14 protein-coding genes are annotated in these 19,481 nt (G+C 56.8%); 7 read left to right on the forward strand and 7 right to left on the reverse strand.

Annotation, left to right across the window (positions count from 1 at the left end; translation table 11 throughout):
- The first annotated feature begins 35 nt into the window (after nt 1-35).
- The 4 genes from rimP to infB are packed head-to-tail and all read left to right on the forward strand — an operon-like array spanning nt 36 to nt 5,482.
- The gene (rimP, locus tag ACEN2J_RS06625; RefSeq protein WP_442104294.1) at nt 36-659 is read left to right on the forward strand and encodes a ribosome maturation factor RimP; all 624 of its coding nucleotides are present in this window, start codon (nt 36-38) and stop codon (nt 657-659) included.
- Between the two features lie 31 nt (nt 660-690).
- Nucleotides 691-2,304 carry a transcription termination factor NusA gene (gene nusA / locus ACEN2J_RS06630; protein WP_442104295.1) on the forward strand — a complete coding sequence of 538 codons (1,614 nt, stop codon included), beginning with the start codon at nt 691-693 and terminating at the stop codon, nt 2,302-2,304.
- Between the two features lie 14 nt (nt 2,305-2,318).
- The gene (locus ACEN2J_RS06635) at nt 2,319-2,954 is read left to right on the forward strand and encodes an RNA-binding protein (protein ID WP_442104297.1); all 636 of its coding nucleotides are present in this window, start codon (nt 2,319-2,321) and stop codon (nt 2,952-2,954) included.
- Nucleotides 2,951-5,482, forward strand: coding sequence for a translation initiation factor IF-2 (infB, locus tag ACEN2J_RS06640; protein ID WP_442104298.1), 2,532 nt, complete (start codon nt 2,951-2,953; stop codon nt 5,480-5,482). The genes ACEN2J_RS06635 and infB overlap by 4 nt, the downstream gene beginning before the upstream one ends.
- A 603-nt stretch (nt 5,483-6,085) precedes the next feature.
- Here infB and ACEN2J_RS06645 read toward each other — a convergent pair.
- The 3 genes from ACEN2J_RS06645 to ACEN2J_RS06655 form a co-directional block, all read right to left on the reverse strand.
- On the reverse strand, nt 6,086-6,484 hold the full coding sequence (locus ACEN2J_RS06645; protein ID WP_442104300.1) for a (deoxy)nucleoside triphosphate pyrophosphohydrolase: 399 nt from the start codon (nt 6,482-6,484) through the stop codon (nt 6,086-6,088).
- A gap of 156 nt (nt 6,485-6,640) precedes the next feature.
- The gene (gene argJ, locus ACEN2J_RS06650) at nt 6,641-8,035 is read right to left on the reverse strand and encodes a bifunctional glutamate N-acetyltransferase/amino-acid acetyltransferase ArgJ (RefSeq protein ID WP_442104301.1); all 1,395 of its coding nucleotides are present in this window, start codon (nt 8,033-8,035) and stop codon (nt 6,641-6,643) included.
- Between the two features lie 24 nt (nt 8,036-8,059).
- On the reverse strand, nt 8,060-8,947 hold the full coding sequence (locus ACEN2J_RS06655) for a peptidylprolyl isomerase (RefSeq protein ID WP_442104302.1): 888 nt from the start codon (nt 8,945-8,947) through the stop codon (nt 8,060-8,062).
- Between the two features lie 200 nt (nt 8,948-9,147).
- Between ACEN2J_RS06655 and secA the strand changes: the two genes are divergently transcribed.
- The 3 genes from secA to ACEN2J_RS06670 all read left to right on the forward strand — a co-directional run bounded on the left by secA (nt 9,148) and on the right by ACEN2J_RS06670 (nt 14,568).
- Nucleotides 9,148-11,862, forward strand: coding sequence for a preprotein translocase subunit SecA (secA, locus tag ACEN2J_RS06660; protein WP_442104304.1), 2,715 nt, complete (start codon nt 9,148-9,150; stop codon nt 11,860-11,862).
- A gap of 189 nt (nt 11,863-12,051) precedes the next feature.
- Complete coding sequence (locus ACEN2J_RS06665) at nt 12,052-13,062, forward strand: hypothetical protein (RefSeq protein ID WP_442104306.1); 1,011 nt, start codon at nt 12,052-12,054, stop codon at nt 13,060-13,062.
- 18 nt (nt 13,063-13,080) lie between these two features.
- Entirely contained in the window at nt 13,081-14,568 is a 1,488-nt protein-coding gene (locus ACEN2J_RS06670; protein WP_442104308.1) for an OmpA family protein, read from the forward strand.
- Between the two features lies 1 nt (nt 14,569).
- Here the strand turns inward: ACEN2J_RS06670 and radC are convergent, their stop codons facing one another.
- From radC to ACEN2J_RS06690, 4 genes are all read right to left on the reverse strand, one after another.
- Nucleotides 14,570-15,334, reverse strand: coding sequence for a RadC family protein (gene radC, locus ACEN2J_RS06675; protein ID WP_442104310.1), 765 nt, complete (start codon nt 15,332-15,334; stop codon nt 14,570-14,572).
- Between the two features lie 169 nt (nt 15,335-15,503).
- The gene (gene dnaJ / locus ACEN2J_RS06680) at nt 15,504-16,649 is read right to left on the reverse strand and encodes a molecular chaperone DnaJ (protein WP_442104312.1); all 1,146 of its coding nucleotides are present in this window, start codon (nt 16,647-16,649) and stop codon (nt 15,504-15,506) included.
- A gap of 75 nt (nt 16,650-16,724) precedes the next feature.
- A complete protein-coding gene (gene dnaK, locus ACEN2J_RS06685) occupies nt 16,725-18,629 on the reverse strand; it encodes a molecular chaperone DnaK (RefSeq protein ID WP_442104314.1) in 1,905 nt (634 codons plus the stop codon).
- A 230-nt stretch (nt 18,630-18,859) separates the two neighbouring features.
- Entirely contained in the window at nt 18,860-19,480 is a 621-nt protein-coding gene (locus ACEN2J_RS06690; protein WP_442104316.1) for a TIGR02466 family protein, read from the reverse strand.
- Between the last annotated feature and the right edge of the window lies 1 nt (nt 19,481).

The raw sequence follows: 19,481 nt of genomic DNA on the forward strand, positions 1-19,481 counted from the left end.
TGTTTTGGGATACCTTTTGCCAATGGAGGCAGCCAATGTCTGACCTGATCGCCAAAACTGCTATTGATCGTCGCCTTGCCGAGATCGTAACCCCCGCCATTGAGGACTTGGGGTTCGAGCTGGTGCGCATCCGCTTGATGAGCGGCAAAGAAAAGATTTTGCAGATCATGGCCGACCGCCCCGAAGGCGGGATTATTGTTGATGATTGCGCGAAAATTTCGACCGCAGTGTCGGCGATTTTGGACGTGGAAGATCCGATTGAAGATAACTACACGCTTGAAGTTTCCAGCCCCGGCATTGACCGGCCCCTAACACGGTTGAAAGATTTCGACATGTGGGCCGATTACGAGGCGCGGATTGAAACGACAGAATTGATCGACGGCCGCCGCCGGTTCAAGGGCTTTTTGCGCGGGATCGAAGGCGAAGAAGTGTTGATTGAGATGGAAGACGGCAAGGAAACCGTAACCATCGGTTTGCAGTTCGACTGGTTGTCGGATGCCAAGCTGATTTTGACGGATGATCTGATTGCAGAAATGCTGCGCCAGAAAAAGGCCGATCCTGCCTTTGACGCCAGCGCCTTTGACGAGATTGACGAAACCGAAGGGGATGAGGCCGAGTCCTCCGATTCTAACGAACCGACCCCCGTCACGAAACACTAACGGCAACAGCCGACCCCCTGGGAGAGAACCAATGGCAATTACCTCTGCAAACCAGCTTGAACTGTTGCAAACGGCCGAGGCCGTCGCACGGGAAAAGATGATTGACCCGGATCTGGTGATTCAGGCGATGGAAGAGTCCCTCGCGCGGGCGGCAAAAAGCCGTTACGGCGCTGAGTTGGACATCCGAGTCGCGATTGACCGCCGTACAGGCCGGGCAACCTTTACCCGTGTGCGTACGGTTGTGGGCGATGATGAGGTGGAAAACTACCATTCGCAGATGAACGTCAAGGATGCCAAGCAGCACCTGTCGGATCCGAAAATCGGTGATGAAATCATCGATGAGGTCCCGCCCGTTGATCTGGGCCGAATCGCCGCGCAAAGCGCCAAGCAGGTGATCTTGCAAAAAGTGCGTGAAGCCGAGCGTGACCGCCAGTATGAAGAGTTCAAAGACCGCAAAGGCACGATCATCAATGGTCAGGTCAAGCGCGAAGAGTATGGCAATATCATCGTTGATATTGGCCGTGGCGAAGCGATTCTGCGCCGGAATGAGAAAATCGGCCGCGAATCCTATCGCCCGAATGACCGTATCCGTTGCTACATCAAGGATGTGCGCCGTGAGGCCCGTGGCCCGCAGGTGTTCCTGTCGCGCACCGATCCGCAGTTCATGGCCGAGCTGTTCAAGATGGAAGTGCCAGAAATTTACGACAACATCATTGAGATCAAAGCCGTTGCCCGTGACCCTGGCTCGCGCGCCAAAATCGCTGTGATTTCCTATGACAACTCGATCGATCCGGTTGGTGCCTGCGTTGGTATGCGCGGTTCCCGTGTACAGGCCGTTGTGAATGAATTGCAGGGCGAGAAAATCGACATCATTCCGTGGAATGAAGATCAGGCGACCTTCCTTGTGAACGCGTTGCAGCCTGCCGAAGTCAGCAAGGTTGTGATCGACGAAGAAGCGGGCAAGATCGAAGTTGTTGTGCCGGATGAGCAGTTGTCCTTGGCGATTGGCCGTCGTGGTCAGAACGTGCGCTTGGCCAGCCAGTTGACCGGCCTTGATATTGATATTGTGACCGAGACCGACGAATCAGCCCGCCGCCAAGCAGAATTTGCGCTGCGCACCGGCTTGTTCATGGAAACGCTGGATGTCGATGAGATGATGGCGCAGTTGCTGGTTTCCGAAGGCTTTGTGACGCTGGAAGAAGTGGCTTATGTTGACCTTGATGAGTTGACCTCGATCGACGGCTTCGACGAAGGCACCGCAGGCGAGTTGCAGGCCCGTGCCCGTGACTACCTTGAGGCTGCGAACACTAAAGCGCTTGAGGCTGCCAAAGCACTGGGCCTTGACGAAAGCTTGATGAATTTTGAGGGTTTAACCCCACAAATGCTGGAAGCTTTGGCGAATGACGACATCAAAACGCTGGAAGATTTCGCGACCTGCGCCGACTGGGAACTGGCCGGCGGCTGGACCACAGTTAAGGGCGTGCGGGTCAAAGACGAAGGCGTTTTGGAAAAGTTTGACGTTAGCCTAGAAGAGGCGCAAAATCTGGTTATGACCGCCCGCGTTTTGCTGGGTTGGGTAGACCCGACCGAGCTGGAAAACAACGATGTTGAAGACGACGTCGACGACGAGGACGAAGAAGCCTAAGGGCTTCTGTCGCTATGGCGCGCGGTGGTCGGGATAAAGACCGTGAGGATGGGCCGGAGCGCCGGTGCATCGTCACAGGGGAAAGCCAGCCGAAGGCGGGGTTGATTCGCTTTGTGGTTGGCCCTGATTCGGTGGTGGTTCCAGATGTGATGGGCCGTTTGCCGGGCCGGGGCATGTATGTGGCATCCGACCCTGCGGCAATCGCCAAAGCCGCGACGAAGGGGTTGTTTGCCCGTGCAGCGCGGCAGCCAGTAAAGGCCCCCGAAGGGTTGGCCGAATTGGTTGAGATGTTGTTGGTACGGCGCGTTACAGATTTGCTAAGCCTTGCCCGCAAGGCTGGCGATGCGGTGACGGGCTTTGAGAAGGTAAAAGAGTGGTTGGTGAAGGGGCAAGCGATTGCGCTGATCCAAGCCAGTGACGGATCAGAGCGCGGAAAAACAAAACTTCGCCCCCCGGAACGTAAGAACGGATTTATTGGCTGCCTGACCTCGACGGAAATGGGTTTGGCATTCGGCCGCGAACATGCAATACACGCGGCGCTTGCCGCTGGTGGATTAGGCCAACGTGTTGTAGACGAGGCGGCAAGGCTTGCGGGTTTCCGTGAGCAAGCAGGCGGAACATCCGCCGATGAGGATAGACAAGACGCATGAGCGATACAGACGGTAAAAAACCCCTCGGCCTTGGTGGCACCCCTCGTTCGGGGCAAGTGAAGCAAAGCTTTAGCCACGGCCGCACGAAAAGCGTAGTTGTGGAAACGAAGCGCAAACGCGTTGTCGTGCCCAAAACGGTTGCACCCGGCGCAGCCCCTGCACAGGGCAATAAATCGCATTTGGGCGATCCGTCCAAGCGGCCTGCGGGCATTTCCGATACGGAAATGGAACGTCGTCTGGCGGCCTTGCGTGCTGCAAAAGCGCGTGAAGTCGAAGACAACGAGCGCCGCGCCGCCGAAGAGCTGGAGCGCGAGCAAGAGCGTGCGCGCAAGCGTGAAGAGATTGAAACCAAAGAGCGCGAAGACCGCGAACGCGTAGAAGCGTTGCAGGCCCGTGCCGATGAAGAAGCCCGCGTGAAAGCCGAGGCGGAAGCCGATGCCAAGCGCATTGAGGCTGCCAAAGCGGCCCCACGGCCCAAGCCTTCGGCAAGTGCCCCTGCGCCTGCCGCGGATGAGCGTGGCCCGATGGGTGCCAAGCCCGGCCTCGCACCAGCGCGTAGCAAGAATGACCGCGACCGCGACAGCCGCGCCGATGATGGTGGTCGTGGCAAAGCCAAGGGCGACGATAACCGCCGCACAGGCCGCTTGTCGTTGAACGATGCTTTGGCCGGTGAAGGCGGGCGTACTCGTTCGATGGCCGCTATGAAGCGCAAGCAGGAAAAGGCCCGTCAAAAGGCTCTTGGCCAGCAAGCGCGTCCTGAAAAGCAGGTTCGTGATGTGAAGGTTCCGGAAACCATCGTGGTTTCAGAACTGGCAAACCGGATGGCCGAACGCGCCGCTGATGTTGTGAAAAGCCTGATGAAAATGGGCTTGATGGTCACGATGAACGAACCAATCGACGCGGATACCGCAGAGCTGGTGATTGAAGAATTCGGCCACAAGATGGTTCGGGTCTCTGATTCCGACGTCGAGCAAGTGATTGAAACGGTTGTGGATGCTGCTGAAGATTTGCAGCCTCGTCCGCCAATCGTGACGATCATGGGCCACGTTGACCACGGCAAGACCAGCCTTTTGGATGCGATTCGCAGTGCCAAAGTGGTTTCGGGCGAAGCCGGTGGGATTACGCAGCATATCGGCGCCTATCAGGTGACAACCGATGGCGGCGCGCTGCTGACCTTCCTTGATACCCCCGGCCACGCGGCGTTTACGTCGATGCGGGCTCGTGGTGCGCAAGTGACCGATATTGTTGTGCTTGTGGTTGCGGCAGATGATGCCGTGATGCCGCAAACGGTTGAGGCGATTAAACACGCCAAAGCAGCTGGCGTGCCGATGATTGTTGCCATCAACAAGATGGACAAGCACGGTGCCAACCCAACCAAAGTGCGCACCGATCTGTTGCAGCATGAAGTTGTGGTTGAGGCAATGTCGGGCGATGTGCAGGACGTCGAGCTGTCGGCCAAAACCGGTGAAGGCATCGACAAGCTGTTGGAAGCCATTGCTTTGCAAGCAGAAATCCTTGAGCTGAAGGCCAACCCGAAACGGGCGGCGGCAGCGGCGGTGATTGAGGCGAAGCTGGACGTGGGCCGTGGCCCTGTTGCGACCGTATTGGTCAGCAACGGTACGTTGCGCCGTGGCGACATCTTTGTTGTGGGTGAGCAGTGGGGCAAGGTTCGTGCGCTGATCGACAGCAAAGGCGACCGTGTCGAAGAGGCTGGTCCATCTACACCGGTTGAAGTGCTAGGCCTTTCGGGTACCCCTGCGGCTGGCGATGTGCTGAACGTGGTAGAAACCGAAGCGCAGGCGCGTGAAATCGCGGATTACCGTGAGAAAGCCGCCAAAGACAAGCGCGCTGCGATTGGTGCTGCGACGACACTGGAACAGCTGATGGCAAAAGCCAAAGCTGATAAGGACGTGTCCGAGCTGCCGATTATCGTGAAAGCAGATGTTCAGGGCTCGGCCGAGGCCATCGTTCAGGCGATGGAAAAAATCGGCAATGATGAGGTGCGCGTGCGCGTGCTGCATTACGGCGTTGGCGCGATCACTGATTCGGATGTTGGTCTTGCTGAGGCGTCGAACGTACCGATCATCGGCTTTAACGTGCGGGCAAATGCGAGTGCGCGGCAGTCGGCGAACCAAAAAGGCGTTGAGATTCGTTATTACTCGATCATTTATGATCTGGTAGATGATATCAAAGCTGCTGCCTCGGGTCTGTTGAAGGCCGAAGTGCGCGAAACCTTTATCGGTTATGCGCAGATCAAAGAGGTCTTTAAGGTTACGGGCATCGGGCATGTTGCGGGCTGTATTGTTACCGAAGGCGTTGCACGCCGCTCGGCTGGGGTACGTTTGCTGCGGGATGATGTGGTTATCCATGAAGGCACGCTGAAGACGCTGAAGCGCTATAAAGATGAGGTGAAAGAGGTCATCTCGGGTCAGGAATGTGGCATGGCGTTTGAACGATATGAAGACATTCGCCAAGGCGACGTGATCGAGATCTTTGAGCGTGAAGAGGTAGAGCGTCGGTTGGAGTGATCTGACCTTACCGCAAAGAATTGGAATGGCCGGGCAAATTGTCCGGCCATTTGCTTTAGTAAGCTTGATTTTGGAATCGAATTTGCCCTTTAAATGGCCGCAGGCTAATGAAAATGGCCGGGCGCATATTGAAATGCGCCCGGCCGAAATATTTATAGCGTTTTAGATATAATCACATTCATCAGGCACTATGGTTTAGCGATAACGCTGGAGCACCGAGATCGGCGATTAACCCAGAATATTATATGCCTACCAGATTAAGCTTTGCGACTCGTATAAAGCAAAGAAGCCCATGCAAAAGACAGCATAGCATTCTGTTTATCTCCAAATCTGCAGCCAATCTTAAGTAGATCGCCTGTGAACTGCCTTAGTTTGATGGCTGGTTCAGTACAGGTTTTCCGACGTAATTCTTCTCATCTACGCGAACAACCATTTTACCATTTGGAAGTTGCTCAACAAGCAACCCCTGGACAGAAATACAGCTTCCGATCGAAATTGTACGTAACATTGCTAACCTCCAAACTAGCGTTAATTAGAATATAGTCATAAAAAAGTTAACTTCTAGTCAATATTTCGTCGGAGGTATGAAAAATGTGGCTGAATTTAGAGCCAATCCCTTAGAATCGGGATCAAAGGAAGGTCGGCGGGGGGCATAGGGTAGTCGCGCAGGTTTTCGGGGCGGACCCATGCAAGGCGTTGGCCTTCCAGCCCAGAAGCGATTCCCTTCCATTTGCGGCAGGCGAACAGCGGCATAAGCAGGTGAAAGTCTGGGTAGCTGTGGCTGGCGAAGGTGAGCGGGGCGAGGCAGGAGGCCCAAGTGTCAATGCCGAGCTCTTCTTGCAGCTCGCGGATGAGGGCGGCTTCGGGAGACTCGTTCGGTTCGACCTTGCCGCCCGGGAATTCCCAAAGGCCCGCGAGTGACTTTCCTTCGGGGCGTTGGGCGAGGAGAACACGGCCATCGGGGTCGATGAGCGCAACTGCGGAGACGAGGATAATTTTCATAAAGCACCTTTTGGGCTGGCGCCGGGGGGCTGTCTGCCCCCGGGACCCCCGAGGATATTTGTGCCGAACAGAAAGCGGCGTTAACGCGCTCTGCGTATGGTCTGAGTCAGTACCTCACACGCAGAACGCAACATGGCCAAGCCGGTGCAGCCCGTTTTAGGAGCGGTAATCGGCGTTGATGTCGATGTAGCCATGGGTGAGGTCGCAGGTCCAAACCGTCTTCTTGGCTGTGCCCATACCCATATCTACCCCGATGACAAGTTCATCGTTTTTCATATAGGCCGAGGTTGCGTCTTCGGAGTAATCGGGGCTGCGCCAGCCGTCTTTGGCGACAACGAGATCGCCGAAGCGGATCGAAAGCTTGTCACGTTCGGCCTGCGCGCCGGATTTGCCGATGGCCATGACAACGCGGCCCCAGTTTGCATCCTCACCCGCCACAGCGGTTTTGACGAGAGGGGAGTTGGCGATGGCCATGGCGGCAAGGTGGGCGTCTTTGTCGGTGGCGGCACCGGTGATTTGAACTTCAACCAGTTTGGTTGCGCCTTCGCCGTCACGGGTGACTTGCTTGGCGAGGTCGAGCATGACGCCGTGAAGGGCTGCTTCAAATGCTTTGGCCTTGGCACCTTTTAGGGGCGCTGCGGGGCTTTGGCCGGTGGCGCACAGCAGCAGGGCGTCGGAGGTGGACGTGTCGCTATCCACCGTAATGGCGTTGAAAGTGCTGTCAGTGTTGCGCGACAGCATCTTTTGCAGCATGTTTTGTGTGATTTTGGCATCAGTAAAGATGTAGACCAGCATGGTGGCCATATCTGGCGCGATCATGCCCGAGCCTTTGGCGATGCCGGAAATATGGATCTCTCCGCCATCGCCTTGGATCGTGGCAGCGGCACCTTTGGCAAAGGTGTCAGTGGTCATAATCGCGGCGGCGGCCATATCAACCGCATCGGTTTTAAGGCCAGCAACCAGATCAGGAATGACAGCCGTGATGCGACCATGGGGCAGCGGTTCGCCGATGACGCCGGTTGAGGACGAGAAGACACGGCTGGCGGGAATGCCGAGGGCCTCGGCCACGCCAGAGGTGACGGCATCAACCGATTGTTGGCCAAGCGCACCAGTGAACGCGTTGGAATTCCCCGAGTTGACGATGATTGCCGCGCCGACATCGGCATCAGCCTTCATCGCCAGTTTGGCCTGACAATCCAGTACGCAAGCAGCCCGGGTGGTGGACTTGGTGAAAACGCCCGCGATGGCCGTTCCGGGCGCGAGGCGCACCAGCATAACGTCTTTGCGGTTTTGGTATTTTACGCCTGCTTCGACCGCCGAAAACTCGGCGCCTGCGATGGTGGGAAGGTTGGGAAAGCCGCCTTTGGGGGCGAGAGGCGATACTTTTTTACCAGCTTTCACAGGTGCCGCAGAGGATGGGGGAGCGGAGGGGGCAGTGGTGGCCACGACAACGGCTGCAGCGTCATGGATGCGCAGCTCCAGCTCGGATTTCAGAACTTTTAGCCGCTTTTTCAATTTTTTAGCGGTGGTCTTCCAGTCGGTCTTGGTCATTTCCATGCCCCCTGTAATCGGTGATTATTTATCAAGCAGTGATTGTTCGCGCATCAACGCCGGGTCAAAGCTTTCGCCCGGACGTTCAATTTTGGCCGCATCGGTGATGGTTTTGATATGCGCGTCAACAGCGGCTTGCTCAATCTCGGAGGCTAGCTCATCGCGCATGTCGTCCAGCGTTGGTGCGGCTTTGATGCGGGTTTCGGTCAGGTTGATCAAATGCCAGCCAAATTGGGTTTGTACCGGGTCCGAAACTTTGCCGACTTCCATCGCCAAAACGGCATCCTCAAATGGTTTGACCATCATGCCTTGGCTGAACCAGCCCAGATCACCGCCATTTGCAGCCGCGCCATCGCTGGAATGCGCCTTGGCCAGATCGGCAAAGCTGGCGCCCGCGTCGATTTGCGCTTTCAGGTCTTTGGCCTCTTCTTCGGTTGCGACGAGGATATGGGCGGCGTGGTATTCCTTGGCCTCAGCCGCATCGGCGAATTTAGCGTCATAGGCCTTTTGCAGCGCCTCATCGGTGATTGCGGCCTCGGCCACGCCTTGCAGCGCCACGCCAGCCATATAGCCGCGCTGATCGTTTTCAATCGCAAGCGTATCGCGCAACGTGACCTTGGACTCGGCGCTTTGCGCAAGGGCGGCTTGCTGGATCAGTTGGTTCAGGATGCCTTTGTACAGCACATCATCGGGCAGGTTTTGGTATTGTTCGGGCAGATTGGCGCGCAGCACGATCAAGTGACCCAAAGTGATAGGGGTGCCGTTAACGGTTGCGACGACCGCGTTTGCGCCACCTTCAGGCACAACAGGTGCCGGTTTTTCGGCAACGGGGGCCTCTTGTGCAGCAAGGGGGGCGGCGCAGAGGGCCATTGCCAAGGCAATGGCTGCCGAAAAAGTCACTGATTTACCCATTATTATTGTCCTTAGGCTGAAGCTGCGCTGGTGCGCAACATTGACTTGCTCTGCATCGCCGCTTACATCGCGAAGGTCGAGTAAGCAGTCTTCAAAGCTTGCCCCCTATTTAAGGAACCTTATGGGTGCGGGCAAGGCCAGACGCTTGAACGATCATGTCAGGGAACCCTGATTTTGCTGGAATGGGCCACGGAGAAATTATGCTGGGTATTGGAACACTTGCCAAAAAGGTCTTTGGAACGCCAAATGACCGCAAGGTTAAATCGGTTCGCCCGCTGGTCGCACAGATCAACGCGCTAGAGCCAGAGTTTAAGGCGCTGACGGATGACGAGATCAAGGCCAAGACCGAGGCCCTTTCGACCCGCGCGCAGAATGGCGAGAGCCTTGACGCGTTGCTGCCCGAAGCCTTTGCCAACTGCCGCGAGGCTGCGCGCCGTGCGTTGGGCCTGCGTGCCTTTGACGTGCAGCTAAAGGGCGGCATTTTCCTGCATCAGGGCAACATTGCCGAAATGAAGACGGGTGAGGGCAAGACACTGATGGCGACGTTCCCTGCCTATCTGAATGCGCTGGCGCGTAAGGGTGTGCATATTGTTACCGTGAACGACTACTTGGCCAAGCGTGATGCCGAATGGATGAGCAAGGTTTACGGCGCGTTGGGCCTGACCACGGGCGTTGTCTATCCCTACCAAGAAGATGGCGAAAAGCGCGAGGCGTACCGCGCCGATATTACCTATGCGACGAATAACGAGCTGGGCTTTGATTACCTGCGCGACAACATGAAGGCCAGCATTGAGGAAATGTCGCAGCGCGGGCATTTTTATGCGATCGTCGATGAGGTGGACTCTATTCTGATCGATGAGGCGCGCACGCCCTTGATTATTTCTGGCCCATCTCAGGACCGTAGCGAGCTGTACACCGCAGTGGATAAACTGATCCCCGAAGTGTTGCCCGAGCATTTCAAGCTGGACGAAAAAACCCGCAATGTGACCTACACGGATGAGGGTAACGAGTTTCTGGAAGAACGCCTGCTGACGGCGGGCTTGCTGCCTGAAGGGCAGAACCTTTATGACCCCGAAAGCACGACTTTGGTGCATCACGTTACCCAAGCCTTGCGTGCGCATAAACTGTTCTTGCGCGATCAGCAGTATATCGTACGTGACGGCGAGGTCATGTTGATTGACGAATTCACCGGCCGGATGATGCGTGGCCGCCGCTTGTCGGACGGGTTGCATCAGGCGATTGAGGCCAAAGAAGGCGTGGCCATTCAGCCCGAAAACGTAACTTTGGCATCGGTGACGTTCCAAAACTATTTCCGTTTGTATGACAAGCTGGGTGGGATGACCGGCACAGCCAGTACCGAAGCCGAAGAATTCATGGAAATTTACGGGCTTGGTGTGGTCGAAGTGCCAACCAACCGCCCGATCGCCCGTGTCGATGACCACGACCAAGTGTACCGCACCGCGCGGGAAAAACATGAAGGCGTGGTAAAGTCCATCAAAGAGGCGAATGCCAAGGGCCAGCCGATTTTGGTGGGGACCACCTCGATTGAGAAATCCGAGTTTTTGTCGGAAATGCTGAAAGCCGAAGGCGTGCCGCATAACGTGCTGAACGCCCGCCAGCATGAGCAAGAGGCGCAGATTGTCGCCGATGCCGGCAAGTTTGGCGCTGTGACGATCGCGACCAACATGGCCGGTCGTGGTACCGATATTCAGCTTGGCGGCAACGTCGAGATGAAGGTGCTAGAGGCACTGGCCGCCGACCCCGAGGCAAACCCAGATGAGATTCGCGCGCGGATTGAAGCCGAACATGCCGATGAGAAAGCGCGCGTGAAAGAAGCGGGCGGTTTGTACGTTCTGGCGACAGAGCGTCACGAAAGTCGCCGGATTGATAACCAGCTGCGCGGTCGGTCGGGCCGTCAGGGTGATCCGGGGCGGTCGTCGTTCTTCCTGTCATTGGAAGATGACCTGATGCGTATTTTCGGGTCTGAACGCTTGGATTCCGTTCTGTCCAAACTGGGCATGAAAGAAGGCGAAGCGATTGTTCACCCATGGGTAAACAAGTCGTTGGAGAAAGCGCAGGCCAAGGTCGAAGGCCGCAACTTTGACATCCGCAAGCAATTGCTGAAATTCGATGACGTGATGAACGACCAGCGCAAGGCGATCTTTGGCCAGCGCCTGGAAATCATGCAATCCGAAGACTTGGCCGAGATTGCCGAGGATATGCGCCATCAAGTGGTTGAGGACTTGGTTAACCATTACCTACCCGCGAAATCCTATGCCGATCAGTGGGATGTAGATGGGCTGCATGCGGCCGTGATTGACAAGCTGGCGCTGGATTTGCCGGTGGCCGATTGGGCCAAGGAAGAGGGCGTTGACCACGAGTTGATGCAGCAACGCATCGAAGACGCCTCGGACAAAGCGATGGCCGAAAAGCAGGTCGCCTTTGGCCCCGAAACCATGCGCAACATCGAAAAGCAGGTGTTGTTGCAGACCATTGATACCAAATGGCGCGAACATTTGGTGACGCTGGAGCATCTGCGCTCGGTCGTTGGTTTCCGCGGTTATGCGCAGCGCGACCCGCTGTCCGAGTATAAAACCGAAGGCTTTGCGCTGTTCGAATCGCTTCTAAACTCGTTGCGCCAAGACGTGACGCAACGTCTGTCGCAGGTACGCCCTCTGACCGAGGCCGAACAAAAAGCGATGATGGAGCAGTATCAGGCGCAGCAACGTGCAGCATCGGTGGGCAGTGTGGCGACACACCCCGAGGCCGAGCCAATTGCGGAGGCAGATGTAGAGGTTGCCGAGAACGGGTTTGACGAGAACGATCCTGTCTCTTGGGGTGATCCGGCGCGCAACGACCCTTGCCCATGCGGTTCGGGCAACAAGTTCAAGCATTGCCACGGTCGGCTGACCTGACATTGCAGTACTTATGATAGGGCGGGGGCATGAAATTGCCCCCGTTTTCCTTTTCGGCATACTTGTTTTCGCGGCAGGTTAGGGCAGGCCTTGCCGCAATTGCTGGAAACATTCCTCAATTCAGCCATGCCCCTGCCATGCTTGATGGCTATTTCTTGCTACAAATACGTCGACCGTTGGAGGCTTGGAATGGAACTGAAACGCAAAGTGGCTATGGTCGCGGCAACCTTAGCCGTGGCGCTAGGTGCCGGACATCTTATGCAAAACGGCCTTAATGTGCAGTTTGGACCGGTTGAGACCGCGGAGGTGCCTGCCGTGGACAAGACGCCTTTGGCCGAACAGGTTACTGCGCCGCCAACCAAGATTGTGCCGCTGGCCGCGGGGCTTGGCAGCACGCCTGTACCAAGCTTTGATCCAGCCCCTGCGCCGGCATTGCCTGACATAGCCTTTTCACCGGCCCCTGCGCCGATTATGGCGCCAGCCGCTGCCGAGCCAGCGGCACCGACAACCGATTTGGCAGTTGTAGACAATTGCCCCGTCAGTCTGGATGCCATAGCAAGCGACCACGCAACGCTTGACCTGACATTGATTGCGCCGTGCCGAGCGTCCGAACGTGTGGTTCTGCGCCATGGGGGCCTAACGATTACCGCGATGACCTCGCAAACGGGGTCGCTTTTCACGGCGATCCCGGGGATGGAGTCTTTGGGCGAGGTTTCGGCGCTGTTTGGTGACGGGCTAGAGGTGTCGACGACCGAACCGCTGCCCGATATGGCACAGTACCGCCGGTTTGCGGTGCAATGGCTGGCCGAAGACGCGTTCCAGTTGAACGCTTTTGAAAACGGCGCGGGTTTTGGCGAAGCAGGCCATGTTTACGATGGCAATACGCAACGCCCTTTGCCAAACATCCCGACCCAAGGCGGCTATCTTACCGTTCTGGGCGATCGCACGGCCCCCGTGCCGATGCTTGCCGAAGTTTATACCTATCCGATGGATGCCGCAGCGCCCGTCGACCTGACGATTGAGGCCAGCGTGACAGAAGCCACCTGTGACCGTGAATTGCTGGGCGAAGTGCTGTTTAGCGAGGCGGGCAAGGTGACAAAAACCGATTTGACCATGGCAACGCCAACTTGTGATGCGATTGGTGACGTTCTGGTGTTGAACAATCCGCTTCCTGACCTGAAACTGGCCGTAGCGAACTAAGGTTTTACGCGGGGTTTTATGCGGCTAATTTTTAGGGGCGCTGCGGTTTTCGCGGCGCTTCTTCTTGCGCAAATGGCGTTGGCACAAGATGTCACGCTGACTGCCCGTGACGGCGGTTTGGCGCTGAATGGCCAGCTCATCAGCTTTGACGGCGCGTTTTACCGCGTAGAAACCGCCTATGGCGGGCTGACGGTCGATGCCGAGGCGGTCATTTGTGCGGGGCCCGCCTGCCCGGATTTGACGGCGCCTTTGGTGCGCATCACCGTGGTCGGGCCTTCGGGCCCAGCTGAACGTCTGTTGCCCGGCCTTTTCGCAGGCTTTGCCGCCGCGCGCGGGTTGGACTATGTGGCCGGCGAGGTGGCCGAAATTCGTGACCCTGATTTGGGGCAACCGCTTGCTTTGATACGGTTTTTGCCTATGGCTTCGGATGCGGCACTGGCGGCTGTGTTGAACCGCGAAGCATCAATGTTTATCGGATTTGAGGCGCTGCCGAAGCTGCGCAATACCGTTGTGGGCTTGGAAGCCTTGGTGCCGATCGTCGCAGCGGATAACCGATTTCCAGCCATCAGCAGCAGTGATTTGGCCGCAGCCCTCTCGGGGAAAGCGACCAATTGGCGGGCATTTGGCGGCCCTGATATGCCGATTGTGGTGCATGCTTTGGCGGGGGATGCAGCGCTTGCGCCAGCTATTCGCGCGCGGGCAGGGGATTTGGCCAAAGGTCTGCGCCACGCCACAGCACCCGAGCTTGCCGCCGCCGTGGCCCGCGATCCATGGGCGCTGGCGCTGACCGGGCAATCCGAGCAAGGGGCGGCGCGGGCCTTGACGTTAACCGATTCCTGCGGCTTTCCGATGCTTGCCACGCCTTTGACGATCAAAGCCGAAGATTACCCTTTGGCCGCCCCGCTATTTTTGGGGGTTGCGCGTCACCGGCAGCCGTTGCTGATTCGGGAATTCCTAGAATATCTGGCGACCAATACCGCGCAATCCGCCGTGGCTGCTGCGGGTTATATCGATAAGCGTCTTGGCGCCGCACCGCTAACGGATGACGGGCAGCGCCTGTTAGGGGCGATTCGTAATGCCGGAAATGAGGTGCCCCTCGCAGCGTTGCAACGCCTTGCCGCAGCGATGGCAGGGGGGCAGCGCTTGTCGATGACCTTCCGTTTCCAGGATGGCTCGGCGCAGCTTGACGCCCATTCGCGTGAAAACTTGGCCGATCTTGCCCGCCACATTGCCGCCGGTCGGTTTAAGGGCGAAGATCTGCTGTTCGCCGGTTTTTCAGATGGTACAGGCGCGGCCAATGTAAACCTGGCCCTGTCCAAAGATCGAGCCGAGGCTGTTCGTGCCGCCTTACATTCCGAGGCGCCCGATCTGACCGACGCGCAACTGCCCAAAATCCAAGCTTTTGGCGAGGCGTTGCCGATGGCTTGTGATACGACTGCCACGGGGCGTCGGATCAACCGGCGTGTAGAGTTATGGTCGCATCCCGCGCCGGATGCCGAACCCTAACCTATAAATACCCCGAGGCGCGAAAGCTCAGCTCTTGCTCTTTGCCGATGATCAGATGGTCGTGCAAGGTGATGCCCAGAACCTGCGCCGCATCTTGGATTTGACCGGTCATGGTAATGTCTGCCTCAGAAGGGGTGGGGTCGCCAGACGGGTGATTATGTACTAAAATCAACGCACTTGCATTCAGCTCTAGCGCGCGTTTTACAACCTCTCTTGGGTAAACCGGCACATGGTCAACCGTGCCGTGCGCTTGTTCTTCATCGGCGATCAGCACATTCTTGCGATCCAGAAACAGAATACGGAATTGCTCGGTCTCGCGGTGGGCCATTGCGGTATGACAATAATCCACAAGCGCATCCCAAGATGATAGCACCGGCTTGTTCATCACCCGCGCCCGCATCATCCGCTGGGCCGCCGCCTCGACGATCTTCAACTCCTGCACCACTGTATCACCAACGCCTTGCACTGTTACCAGCCGCGCCGTCGAGGCCGTAACAACACGGTTAAAATCGCCAAACGTGTCAAGTAGACGCCGCGCCAAAGGTTTTACATCTTGCCGCGGAATGGCGCGGAACAACACCAGCTCTAGCAGCTCATAATCCGGCATTGCAGTCGCGCCGCCCTCCATAAACCGCGTGCGTAATCGCTTGCGATGATCCGCGATATAGGACGGCAGCTTGCCCGACAAAGGGGCCACCGGCACAGCCTCATCCATCTCCGCAAATAGCGGCATGTTTGCTTCGTGAAAGGCGTTGCTCTTGCTCATCCCAATATGCTGCCATGCATATGGTAAAAAATGGGTTAACTAAAACGGCCCGTTGGTTTCATCTTGGCAAAAATACCTAATCGAACGCCAACCCAAAGCCGAAACGCGGGGTGATTATCCTCGTCAGGGCCAAAGCCGAGGGCTCGATGCCCTCGGCTTTGGCAGCTCCTTAGCCTTTCATCCCATCCCAAAAGGTTCTCACCTTGGAAAAGAACGTCTGGCCTTCGGGATTGTTGTCTTCTGACAGCTTCTCAAACTCGCGCAGCAGCTCTTTCTGCTTCGAGGTCAGGTTCACAGGTGTTTCCACGGCCAACTCAATCAGCATATCGCCAACGCCACCACCGCGCAGTGCGGGCATGCCCTTGGAACGCAGACGCATCTGCTTGCCCGTCTGGCTGCCACCGGGCACTTTTACCCGGCTTTTACCGCCGTCGATCGTTGGCACCTCTACCTCGCCACCCAGCGCGGCAGTGGCCATGGTCACTGGCACACGGCAGAACAAATGCGTGCCGTCGCGTTGGAAAATCGCGTGTTCGCGCACCTCGATAAAGATGTACAAATCACCCGACGGCCCGCCGCGCAGTCCTGCTTCGCCTTCACCGGCCAGCCGGATACGCGTGCCGGTTTCAACGCCTGCCGGAATGTTGACCGACAAAGCGCGGTCTTGTTCCACACGGCCTGCGCCTGCGCATTTCTTGCACGGGTTTTTGATGGTTTGGCCCATGCCATTACAGGTGGGGCAGGTGCGTTCAACCGTGAAAAAGCCCTGTTGCGCCCGTACCTTACCCATGCCTGAACAGGTGGGGCAGGTGACTGGCTCAGCGCCACCCTCGGCACCAGACCCGCGACAGGATTCGCACGCGACCGAGGCCGGTACGTTGATGGTTTTCTGGATGCCCGCAAAGGCCTCTTCCAGCGTCACACGCAGGTTATAGCGCAGGTCGGACCCGCGTTGCGCGCGCGAACGCCCGCCACCGCCACGCTGGCCACCCATGAAATCGCCGAACAAATCTTCGAACACGTCCGAAAACGCGCTGGCGAAATCGCCATTGGCGCCGGGTTGCCCACCACGTGGCCCGCCCATTCCGCCCTCAAAGGCGGCATGGCCGTAACGGTCGTAAGCGGCCTTTTTCTCGGCGTCTTTTAGCACCTCATAGGCCGCGTTCACTTCTTTGAACTGTTCTTCGGCCTTGGGGTTGTCGGAATTGCGGTCAGGGTGCAGCTCTTTCGCCTTGCTGCGATAGGCTTTCTTCAGCTCATCAGCGGATGCACCGCGCGCGGCCCCGAGCACTTCGTAAAAATCTCGTTTTGCCATAGCAAACCTCTGCTCTTTGAACGGCAGAGGGGCGGCCTGTTGTTCAAGGCCGCCCCATTTGTCGTTCTTGCGGTGTTACTTGCGCTTTTTCTCGCCAAGATCTTCAAAGTCGGCATCAACGATATCATCGTCAACCGAGCGCGCCTCGTCGGGCTCTTCTCCGCCGTCGGCCTCTTGGCTGGCTTTGTAGATCGCTTCGCCCAGCTTCATTGCAGATTCCGTAAGGTTCTGCATTGCGCCTTTGATTTTGCTCGTGTCGTCGGTTTTCAACGCTTCTTCCAACGGCTGCATTGCAAATTCGATGGCTTCGACAGTAGATGGATCTACCTTGTCGCCATGCTCTTCGAGCGATTTCTTGGTCGAGTGCATCAGGCTTTCGGCCTGGTTGCGGGTTTCAACCAATTCGCGGCGCTCTTTATCCGCCTCGGCATTTTCTTCGGCGTCGCGCACCATCTTTTGGATATCTTCGTCGGACAAGCCGCCAGACGCTTGGATGGTGATGTTCTGTGCCTTGCCGGTGCCTTTGTCTTTGGCACCTACGGACACAATACCGTTTGCGTCAATGTCAAAGGTCACTTCGATTTGCGGCATCCCACGTGGTGCGGGTGGAATGTCTTCAAGGTTGAACTGACCAAGGATCTTGTTATCCGCCGCCATTTCACGCTCGCCTTGGAACACCCGGATCGTCACAGCGTTCTGGTTGTCTTCGGCAGTTGAAAAGACTTGGGATTTCTTGGTCGGAATGGTCGTGTTGCGGTCGATCAGACGGGTGAACACGCCGCCTTGGGTTTCAATACCCATCGACAATGGAGTGACGTCCAGCAGAACAACGTCTTTTACGTCGCCTTGCAAAACACCGGCCTGAATTGCCGCGCCAAGCGCCACAACTTCATCAGGGTTCACGCCTTTGTGCGGCTCTTTGCCAAAGAATTTAGTCACTTCTTCGATAACGCGCGGCATGCGGGTCATACCGCCAACCAACACAACTTCGTCGATGTCGGATGTGGTTAGGCCAGCATCCTTCAACGCGGCTTGGCAAGGTTTGATCGACGCTTTGATCAGATCGCTGACCAAGCTTTCCAGTTTCGCACGGGTCAGTTTCATAACCATGTGCAATGGCTGGCCGTTAGCGCCCATCGAGATGAACGGCTGGTTGATTTCAGTCTGCTGGCTGGACGACAGTTCGATTTTCGCCTTTTCAGCAGCTTCTTTCAAACGCTGAAGCGCCATCTTGTCTTTGGTCAGGTCAACCGAATGCTCTTTTTTGAACTCTTCCGCGAGGTAGTTCACGATGCGCATGTCGAAATCTTCGCCACCAAGGAAGGTGTCGCCGTTGGTCGATTTTACTTCGAACAGGCCGTCGTCGATTTCCAGAATGGTCACGTCGAACGTGCCGCCACCAAGGTCATAGACCGCAATCGTGCGGGCTTCTTTTTTGTCCAGACCATAGGCCAAGGCCGCCGCTGTTGGCTCGTTGATGATCCGCAGCACTTCAAGGCCAGCGATTTTGCCGGCGTCTTTGGTGGCCTGACGCTGTGCGTCGTTAAAGTAAGCCGGAACCGTGATAACGGCTTGGGTCACTTCTTCGCCAAGATAGCTCTCGGCGGTTTCTTTCATCTTGCCCAGAATAAAGGCAGAGATTTGGCTTGGCGAATACTTTTCACCGCGGACTTTCACCCACGCATCGCCGTTGCCGCCGTCTACCAGCTCAAATGGTAGGTTTTTCTTGTCTTTGGCGATGTGGCTGTCGTTGATCGGACGACCGATCAGACGCTTAACCGCAAAGACGGTGTTGGTAGGGTTGGTTACAGCTTGGCGCTTGGCGGGCTGGCCGACAAGACGTTCTGTTTCTGTAAAACCAACGATAGAAGGCGTTGTACGCGCACCTTCGGCGTTTTCAAGAACTCGGGGTTGCGAACCATCCATGATAGCTACGCAAGAGTTGGTTGTCCCGAGGTCGATCCCGATGACTTTGGCCATGATAAATACCTCTTCATATTCGGCGATGTTATGGGGGTCAGGCCCGTTATGGCCCCTGATCCCCGATCCCAGTTGTAGACGGCTAGGCACGGCCGCCTTTTCCGGCTACGGGGTTTATATAGGGGCCGCGTCTTGGCCCTGCAAGCACCCCCCGCGGTGGTTTTTCATCTCAATTGCAGGAAATTTTGCAGGACTTTTTAAGGTTGGCCCCGTTTTGCGGCGTTTTCCCGTTATTCCCAACCGTAGTTAAAGCTGATGCTGATGCGATCGTCCTCGCCCATATTCATCGGCACCTCATGGCGCAGCCAGCTTTCCCAAAGCAAAATATCGCCCGGCGCTGGGGATTTATAGATAAAACTGCGCAAGCCTTCGGGCGCGTCCTTGGTGCGGGCAGGGGCGGCCATCATCATCGGCAGGCGTGGATCTTCCAGCTTTAGTGCGCCAGCACCGGGGGGCACGGCAACATATGTGGTGCCGCTGATCACGCTATGCGGGTGGATATGCGAGCTGTGCGTGCCGCCTTGGGGCAGGATATTGATCCAAATTGAATCGAGCTTTAGCTTTTTCCCGTCGAGGTCAAAGGCAAGATCGCGTGCAAAGGCTGCGACATGTTTGTCGATGATTTTAACAAGGTCTTTGAACGTCGGGTCACGCCATGCCAGATCGGCAAGCGACGCATAGGAGGTATAGCCGGGAAACTGGTTTTCCTCGCACCAATCCTGACCAGCTGTGTCATCCTCGGCAATGCCAAGGCAAGTATCTTCCAATGTTTCAGGGCTGGGGGCGTTGCCCAGCTCGGTCAGGGCGGCGCGGTAAAAGCGGGTAACGAAAAGGCTGTCGATTTGGGGCATG

This window comes from Pseudorhodobacter sp. W20_MBD10_FR17, from assembly GCF_052119765.1.
Classification (GTDB): Bacteria; Pseudomonadota; Alphaproteobacteria; order Rhodobacterales; family Rhodobacteraceae; genus Pseudorhodobacter.